Here is a 6,000-nt window from a genome sequence, read left to right on the forward strand (position 1 = left end):
CGACCCAGGGATGGGAAACCCTGCCTGCACCCCTAGGGTGCTCCCGGTACACGTCTTCCCGTCCCCGTTTCTTAAAACGGCCGCAACCGCGGACCTTCTCTCCCTTAGGCATCGCGAGGGATTAGACACCAAAGGATGCCCCAAAGACTACTCACAATGGCACCGATCAAGATCACCCAAAGCGATCCGTCACCATTCGATCCCGCATAAGAGGTCTCCTGGCCTAGCCTGCCCCCACATTCCCCTGTCAGTCGGACCAAAAATCGTCCACCCCCTCTCTATCCGAATGGCACTGACTTAAAGCCTCTACGGATGACCATAAATAGCGATTTTCGAGCGAGCTTGCGCACAAGGAACCTTCAGTCACCGGACTGGCCGTACCGCTATTGTCGAGACAGGAACAGAGTAACGGTGTTCGGTCGATCCCTGAGTCAAGTTCACAAGACCGGCTGAAGGGATCGTGAGCGTCCTCTGTGACTATGAGTGGGAATCGTTTTACGCGAGAACGGCCATCAAGACGCGCTCGGCTTGCGCGCTCATGACACATTCGAGGCGCCACTGTGCCCGGGTCATCCCGGTGAAGAGCAGCCGGCGCAGGTGGTGGTCCAGTTCAGCAAAATCCAGTTCAACCAGAACGACAACAGGGGCGGCCTGGCCCTTGAAGCGAAATATCGTGTCGGCTAACAGTTCGCCCTCGGTCCAGCAGGCGTGGCCCGCTGCATCGAAATCCCCGGTGAAGGTTTTGAGTGTCACGCCCGCAAGCGTCGGGCAACGAAGGAGGCGTGATGATTGCCGCCCCTTGGCGCTTAAGAGGGCCATTTGGTCCGGCGTGATGCCATCGTCCAGGAGGCGCTCGACTACGGTTTCGGTGGCCTGTACGCCGCCCGGATCATCCTCGGCCCACACATGAAAACCCGGCAGCTCGCCATCGAGCGGCGCGCGGGCGGTAATGGGTAGGGACGCCAGACCCAGCGCATTGATGCACTGCACGATCTGGCGCGGACTGCGGAAATTATCTGCGCATTGCACGGTGACGGCGTCCGTCCAGGCACCCGCGGCCGTCGCGCGCATTTGTTGGTCAAAGTCACCCAGCAGATAAATCCGTCCGCCAAGCCTAAGCCTGCGGCGCAGGGCCTCGATCCATTCGGCATCGAAGTCCTGGACTTCGTCGATGACAAGCAGATCCCATGCTGTCTCGGCGGGCGACTGCCCGTACTGGGCGATGGCGCGTGCAAAAAGGGTGGGATCCGTAAAGTCGATGTCGCTCCGCTCGCTGCGCAGGCACGCGATCGCAAGCTCATGGAAGGTCGCGTAGTGTACCGCCGCGGGACCGATGCGCCGCATTTGGTCGGCGAGCGGCCGGTTGTAACACACGTATTGGGCGCGCGCGCCCAGGATCGCCGAGCGCTCCAGCAGGCGCAGCGCAAGCTGGGTCTTACCGGAGCCCGCGGTCGCCTCGATCCGGAAAATCCCGCCGGGCGCGGTGATGCGTGGCACCCACGTGGCTAGGCCCTCGGACAAGCGCGTCACCGCCGCACCCAGCCAATGGATGCGCGCACTGGGGTCTGTGCTCAAGTCAAATATGTCGTCGAGAAAGTGGCGCAGGCGCTCGACTGTGGGGGCCTGTGCTGCGACGGCCGGAATCGCGTCTAGCATCCTGCGTGCCAGATCGGGCATATCGTTGGCATCGACGATGCGTTCCCTCGGGTACCCGATGGTGCCGGCCGGCACGACCTGATCTGGAAGAACCAAAAGGTGGGCGATATGGACGTGCAGATCGCTGTCGCGCAGACGCTGGCGCAAGGCCGCGTGCTGGACCCGCGCCTGGCGGCTGATGTCTTTCGTACGATCGCCGTAGCGTTTGCGCGGCCCTTGGGCTGTGAATTCCACGGGTCCGGCCTTGACCTCGAGCAAAACGAGGTTCCCGTTGGGGGCCAGCACGATGCCATCGAGTTCACCGAACCACTGGATGCCGTCGTGGACCGATGACCACGCCACGCCGTGGAACACGGTGATGTCGTCCGGCAATTCCGTCTCGAGCTGGCGCAGAACGTCGAATTCGCGCTGCTCGCCGGGCCGCTCGGCATGAAGGCCCTGCAGGGAAGGACGTAGTGTCGCCATCGTGTGCTCCGAAAGAGGGTAATTGTATACAAAGATTACCGATTCAGCTTGCCTGCCTTTCCGGGACGCACGAAATCCTCGGTGCGTGCTTGAGGGACCTATCGTTCCGATATGGTCAAGACGCAGGGCATCGGCGTTCTTTTGTTGCGACACGGGTTGTCGCAGGAGTGCCTTGCCATGGGTCGCATCGTGGGGCGCAGACAACGCGCCAGGGCCGTTCATCAGGTAATGGCAACTGAGGGGGATCTATGACCTGCGAAGTGGCGGTCATGAACAAACGAGGCATTGCGCTCGCGGCCGATAGTGCCGTGACACTGAGTGATGGTAACGGGGGTCGAAAGAAGATCTATTACACGGCCGAAAAGCTCTTTTCGCTGTCCCCGAAGCTGCCGGTCGCCATCATGACCTATGGGCCGGCGGACATCATGGGTGTGCCATGGGAAACGGTGGTCAAGGTCTATGCGCAAAAGCTCGATGGGCGGCGCTTCGACACCCTGGCCGAATATGCGCAAGATTTCCTCACCTTCATTGAGGGCGCCGATTGGCTGTTTCCCCTCAAAACGCAGACGCACTGGCTTCAGAGTCTCGTCTACAACGTCTGGAAGGGCTTGTACAAAGACGAGTGGGATACGGCGCTGGCAGAAGAGGCCAAGACCAGTCGTAAGGACGCGCTTAAAAGGCTTGCGGCGATCATCAAAAAGGATCACGAGGACTGGGCGCGTTACCCGGAGCTTGCCTGTGCGGCGCCGGACTATGGGCAGCATGTGCGGGAGACCTTTGCCGCGGCCTTGGACGAGATCGAGAGTGATCTGTTCGAGGGGTTCTCTTTGACACCGGCCCTACAGGAGGCCTTGCGTAAAACGGTGGAGTTCGCCTACGGGAAGGACTGGTTCCACCCTCGGGATGGCAGCCATGTGGTGATCGCCGGCATGGGGGAGGCCGAACCGTTTCCTGTGCTGTTGGAGTACGACATCGGTACGCTGGCGGCCGGTACGCTGCGCTACAGGAAGACCGACGAGACACGGGTCGGTGACGACTTGGACGGCACGGTAGCCCCTTTCGGGCAAGACGCAATCATCCACTCCCTCATCCAGGGGATCCATCCGCGCGTCTACGAACAGTTCGTGAAAGCGGCAGCTTGCATGCCGCTTGATGATACGGACGATGAAGAGAGTTCGAGCGCGCGGAAGAGCGGAAAGAGGCGCTCTCCACCTTGGTTCGCGATGAGATCTTGCGGCCCTATGCGGAGCCACTCCTTTCGGCCGTGAGCGCGCTCCCCCGCCAGGATCTGGCGAAGATGGCGGAGTCGCTTGTGAACCTCACCGCGTTTTTGATGCGCATGACGGCCAATGAGGAGCAAACAGTCTCGGAACCCATTGACGTCGCATTGCTCTCAAAAGGTGATGGGTTCATTTGGGTCAAGCACAAAGATGTGCGGACCCTGGCGTATGATCGATCCCTTTGCGCCTGACAGGTACGAAAAGAGGGGGCTATGGCACGGGTATTCGGCTTGTCCCAATCAAAACGGATGGCGTTCCGGCAGGGCCCGCGCCGGGTTGTGGCTATCCGTCCACGCGCCCGACGGCGTGCCGGCCGACGACACGAGTGATGCGGTTCTTGTTATGGGCACCGAGGTCGGCGTCATCGCCCGCCAGGGCTGGCCAGATGGGACCCTGATCGCACCGAAAGGGTTGAGCAAGCCCTTGGCCGCGACGCACGCGGCGCTTTCCGCACGCAAGGTCGTTTTTGAGGCCACCATGCAGCAAGATGGCGTGCTGGTGCGGACCGACGTCCTGGCCCCCGGCCCCGCGGCAAGGCCTTCGATCTCATCAAGGTGAGGTCATCGACCAGCGTGAAAGACTACCACCTGGAAGACATCGCCATTCAGACGCAGACTTTCGAGGCCGCCGGCGTGCCATTGAAGCGCCGGGTACTCCAGCACATCAACAACCAGTTCGTCTACCCGGGCAATCAGTGTTATCGCGAGATCCGCCCGGACGGAACGGAAAACAGCCTCTTTGCTGCGAAGGACGTGACTGAGGCGGTGCGGTCCGGCCCAAGTTTTGACATGGATTCATGATGCCAGACGGACACTGGCGAGTGAGATGCCTGACAAAACCGATGGTTGCGACGACCCCTACCCTTGCCCCTATGAGTCATTCTGCCACGCGAATATGCCGGAGTATCCGCCTTCCTGCCCGCCACGGGTCGGGCCGCAGGGCATCTATGTTGACAAACACCGATCGCGGCTTTGACAGCCGCAGGCTACTAGGATGTCCGGGTACCGAGGAGCGCGGCGTGATGCCCCTCCTCCAGGCGCGTCCTTGAACGTTGCAGCGCCTCAGGAGAAATCCAATCGGGGTAACGTGCCACAACGGCTTCAAAGGCATAGTCTTGCCATCCCGCCTCCAGAAGCCTTGCGTAGCCCAGGGTTTCTGCCTCGCGATTTACGGCGCGCTCGACGGCGGGCAAGATGCCGTATCGTTTTATCATCTGCCATGTGCGGGACGCCCGAGTTTTGCGACCGTTTTGGGCAGTCAGCCCCTTCTCATAGGCATAGACCGCCCTTATAGAATCCCGCTCGGCATCGGACTGGGCCCCATAGGCCTCGGCGAGCAGATTAACCGCTCGTTTTTCGAGCCTCATCGGCCCAGTCGGGACGGCCGCGTTCCCGCGCGTTCACGGCGAAAGCGGGTGATGAGGCGTAGAGCCACCTGCCTGTAATGGCGCACCGTTTCTTGTGTGCGTGTTTTGTCGATTTTTGCCGCAAGATGGTTACGTGCCACGTTATGTCGTCACTCGTTACTTATGACATAACGTTTTTAAACTGTATGACATAACAGTTTCAAGCCCACCTCAATTTTAGGGATTTTTTTGATCACGCAGATCTCGATTTTTAGGCGCGCGTGTCCCCATGTGAGTGTCCCATACTGCGTCCAGGCAAGATTGGTGTAGCGCTCATACCACACAAGACTACTGACTATTTGTTGTTTTTTTACCAATAAAACTCTATTCCCGTATCATTTTCTTGCCATCTCCATGCTATTTTTTTTCAATACGAATACCAATTTACTGTCCTATTCGGTGCGTGATTTTGTTGTGCGAATGAAAAATAAAGACCAACATCTTGCCTTACATTCCGCAGGTCGACGAACGAATATCATCGCAATTTCTCTATGGTCTCGTGACGCCAGGGCTTACGGGGTGCTTCAGCGTCAATAAGGCGTTCGGTTTCCGTCTCCCATTCGCGGAGGAGTTTCTGCACGCTACGGTAGTTGTCGATGGCAAGTTGCAGAAGGGCGGCCTGCTGTGGCAAAACCACGCGATGGACGAGCTTACCCTCTAATCTGAAGACGGTCCGCCGCCTGGTTGTCGCTGAGGGCGTAAGCGATCTTATCAAGTAGGCATAAGCTTAAGTCGGGCTTCAAAGTGCGCTCCCTCCGCCTCAGGGATGGATTTCGGCTTGTCATCGCTGTGCGTCCAAGGGAACGAGGTCATCATCGCCTCATAGCGATAGCGTTGCTTCCCTTTGGCATCCGTGTGCGTCTCCGCAAAGAAGCAGGGGCGGTGATAATTCACATAGGGATTGAGGACCTGTTGATTAAAGAGATGGATCCGCTGGGCGAAGCGACTGGGGATGTGGCTATAGCCGAAGATCTTCCGGGCCACGGACCCATTCTTGCTCTCGGCCAAGGCATTGTCGTTGGATTGCCGTGAGCGGGATTTCGTGAACTCGATGAGGAGTTTGTCCGGCAGTTCGGCGACCCGTTTGTTGATATATTCGGAGCCGTTGTCGGAGTGGAAACCCAGCACCGAAAAGGGGAAGGCTTCCAGCAATTGTGTCAGGATCGGGATCAAATAATATTCACTGATCTTCTC

The 6,000-nt window shown here is 58.9% G+C and carries 7 protein-coding genes and 1 pseudogene; 5 read left to right on the plus strand and 3 right to left on the minus strand.

The genetic code is table 11. The annotated features are described in order from the left end of the window. Positions 1 to 495: 495 nt before the first annotated feature. Complete coding sequence (locus ACYCTF_RS03070; protein ID WP_461284543.1) at positions 496 to 2,121, minus strand: ATP-binding domain-containing protein; 1,626 nt, start codon at positions 2,119 to 2,121, stop codon at positions 496 to 498. Positions 2,122 to 2,369: 248 nt separating this feature from the next. Here ACYCTF_RS03070 and ACYCTF_RS03075 point away from each other — a divergent pair, with 248 nt between their 5' ends. The 4 genes from ACYCTF_RS03075 to ACYCTF_RS03090 all read left to right on the plus strand — a co-directional run bounded on the left by ACYCTF_RS03075 (position 2,370) and on the right by ACYCTF_RS03090 (position 4,201). After that, positions 2,370 to 3,389, plus strand: a complete 1,020-nt coding sequence (locus ACYCTF_RS03075; RefSeq protein WP_461284544.1) for a hypothetical protein — start codon at positions 2,370 to 2,372, stop codon at positions 3,387 to 3,389. Positions 3,390 to 3,418: 29 nt separating this feature from the next. Next, entirely contained in the window at positions 3,419 to 3,592 is a 174-nt protein-coding gene (locus ACYCTF_RS03080; RefSeq protein ID WP_461284545.1) for a hypothetical protein, read from the plus strand. Between the two features lie 115 nt (positions 3,593 to 3,707). Then, a complete protein-coding gene (locus ACYCTF_RS03085) occupies positions 3,708 to 3,959 on the plus strand; it encodes a hypothetical protein (protein WP_461284546.1) in 252 nt (83 codons plus the stop codon). 14 nt (positions 3,960 to 3,973) lie between these two features. Further along, on the plus strand, positions 3,974 to 4,201 hold the full coding sequence (locus ACYCTF_RS03090) for a hypothetical protein (protein ID WP_461284547.1): 228 nt from the start codon (positions 3,974 to 3,976) through the stop codon (positions 4,199 to 4,201). 188 nt (positions 4,202 to 4,389) lie between these two features. Here ACYCTF_RS03090 and ACYCTF_RS03095 read toward each other — a convergent pair whose 3' ends face one another. Beyond that, on the minus strand, positions 4,390 to 4,767 hold the full coding sequence (locus tag ACYCTF_RS03095) for a hypothetical protein (RefSeq protein WP_461284548.1): 378 nt from the start codon (positions 4,765 to 4,767) through the stop codon (positions 4,390 to 4,392). A 481-nt stretch (positions 4,768 to 5,248) separates the two neighbouring features. Here ACYCTF_RS03095 and ACYCTF_RS03100 point away from each other — a divergent pair, with 481 nt between their 5' ends. After that, positions 5,249 to 5,467: a hypothetical protein gene (locus ACYCTF_RS03100; protein ID WP_461284549.1), complete on the plus strand. Its 219-nt coding sequence runs from the start codon at positions 5,249 to 5,251 to the stop codon at positions 5,465 to 5,467. Positions 5,468 to 5,517: 50 nt separating this feature from the next. Here ACYCTF_RS03100 and ACYCTF_RS03105 read toward each other — a convergent pair. Next, a pseudogene (locus ACYCTF_RS03105) lies at positions 5,518 to 6,000 on the minus strand (integrase); the annotation flags it as partial.

The sequence above is a fragment of the Acidiferrobacter sp. genome (assembly GCF_054609335.1).